The following is a 2,140-nucleotide window of genomic DNA, read 5'->3' as shown; positions in this document are numbered from 1 at the left end:
TGCTTGCCGTACGCGACCGCAAGCAGCTGCCAGGCCATCGCGTCCTTGGGATGCAGCGTCACCCAGCTTTGTAGCCGGCCCGAAACGTCCTGCGCACGGTTCGCGGCCATCAACGACTGGGACTGCAGCAGTACCTCAGCGCGAGATGTCGCCCTGGAAATGTCAGCAGATGCCGCTGTCGGGGGAACCAAGCCGGCCATCAAGTCAATTTCAACGGCCAGCAGATCCACCGCATTGGCGGCATGCGGCGCACCCACAGCAAGCGGTTTCAACCGTTCCAGCAAGCCCTTCGCCGTGGTGAAGTCGCGCAGCCGGGCCGCCGCAAAAGCGCCACCATACAAAACTCCAGCATCACGCACATTGTCGGCCGTGGGAAGCGGTTGCAGTGCGGCAACAGGGCCGGTCTGGCGCTGGGCCTCCGCCACCATGGAGCGCAGCGCATCAACCCCCGGGGCTGCCAGGATGCGTGCCCGCGATGCCATCATGGCGTGTAACACGCGGGCCCTGCCGGCCTCGGTTTCTTTTTCGCGCGAGGGTTTTGCCGCGTCCGCTGAAGACAGTTGCACGCGCGCCCGCGCTTCGGCAATTCGCTCGGTCGTCAGCGGATGGGATCTCAAATAGGGAAAGGAGCCGTTGTCGTTCAGGCGCGAGGCCTGCTGCAGCTTTTCGAACATGGCCGAAACACCACGGCTTTCAAAACCCGCATCGGTCATGACCCCGAAACCCACGCGATCGGCCTCCCGCTCCATGTCCCTGGAAAAGTTGAGCTGGTTCTGCATCGCGACCGCCTGCCCGCCGACCACGGCGGCGCTGCCGGCATTGCTGCTCTTCCCGGCAGCCAGCACGCCAAGAATCATGGCGGCAATCATCCAGGGGGTCTGGCGCGACTGCTGCGTCAGCATGCGCGCAATATGCCGCTGGGTCACATGACTGAGTTCATGACCCATCACTGCGGCCACCTCATCGGAACTGCTCACCGCGGCCAGCAGGCCCAGGTGCACGCCAAAGTAGCCCCCGGGCAATGCAAAGGCATTGATGCTGCGGTCCCGGATCAGGAAAACCTGCCAGGCAAAACGCTCTTCAAGTTCGGCATTGAGCTCGCCCCGGGCCCTTGCGGCGGCCACCAGCGGCAACCAGATACTCTGGAGGTAATCGCCGAGCACCGGATCATCAATGTAGTCAGGGTCGCGGTAGATGCTGACGGCGATGCGGTCTCCGATACGGCGCTCTGCTGCCGCTGCGAGGTCGGAAGTTTCACCCAGCGATGGCAATGAACCCGTCGAGCCTCCGGTCGTACCGACGGGCGCCTGAGCCAGCGAGGAACCGCCCAAAGCCATGAACACAATGCAGGCCAGGGCAAGGCGGTTCAGGGCCGGACGCGGCTTCACGGACACAGTTCGCCTAGAAGGAGTCAATGGGTACAAATGCAATTACCTCTGCCGTTTTGGTGTCGATGAGAACAGTCCAGAAAGTCTTGCGCCCGATCATCGGGATATAGCCAATATCGCTGCTCTTGCGACCCGATGCCAACGCTGATGCCAATGCGTTATCGATATTAACAACCTGTGCCGGAAAACGGTTCTTGAGTTCTGCAAGAGGCTTGGCCTGTCTCAGGATCTGGGGCTTGGCCGTTTCATAGCTTTGCCATAAATCGGGACGAGCCCCCAGAGGCACGCCGTCCAGCGCCGCCATGGTTGCGTCGAAGCTTTCCTTGGCGTCCTTGAACTCCCGCACTGACAACAGTGTCGGCCCGGTCAACGGCAGTTGCCGCAGTCTTTCAGGCGCAAGAGAAAGAAGCCCCGGGTCAACTTCAATGGCATGAACCACCCGAAAACGGTCGAGTTCAAAAACCAGATGCACGGGACGGGCCACTGCAACCGTCCAGACACCATAAGCGAGCGCGGCCAGCTGCAAGAGCCCGATCACGCACAGATCGAGGCGCAACACTTTGCTCGGCTTGGCGATGTTGAATATGGCAAGGGTCATCAACGGCCCCATGATCACATCCACCGTAATGACCAACAGGAAGAGCTCGCGCCCCCCGGATATCTCACGATAGGGATAGGGATACCAAATGATAAAAACCAGCAACGCCGCGCACAGGGCTACTGCCAGGCTAATGCCTAAATGAATGCCAGAA

2 protein-coding genes are annotated in these 2,140 nt (G+C 60.9%); both read right to left on the bottom strand.

Annotated elements, in window-relative coordinates; all coding sequences use genetic code 11:
* Nucleotides 1-1,388: M48 family metalloprotease (locus AC1DWI_RS20655; protein ID WP_477725627.1), on the bottom strand; the 1,388-nt coding region annotated here is incomplete at its 3' end.
* Nucleotides 1,389-1,401: 13 nt separating this feature from the next.
* Nucleotides 1,402-2,140, bottom strand: a 739-nt coding sequence (gene tfpZ, locus AC1DWI_RS20650) for a TfpX/TfpZ family type IV pilin accessory protein (protein WP_477725626.1), incomplete at its 5' end; no start/stop codon positions are given.

It is taken from the genome of Polaromonas sp. P3_C2, from assembly GCF_056402675.1.
Note: the sequence above shows the minus strand (reverse complement) of the source record. Positions and strands in the feature narration are given on the sequence as shown.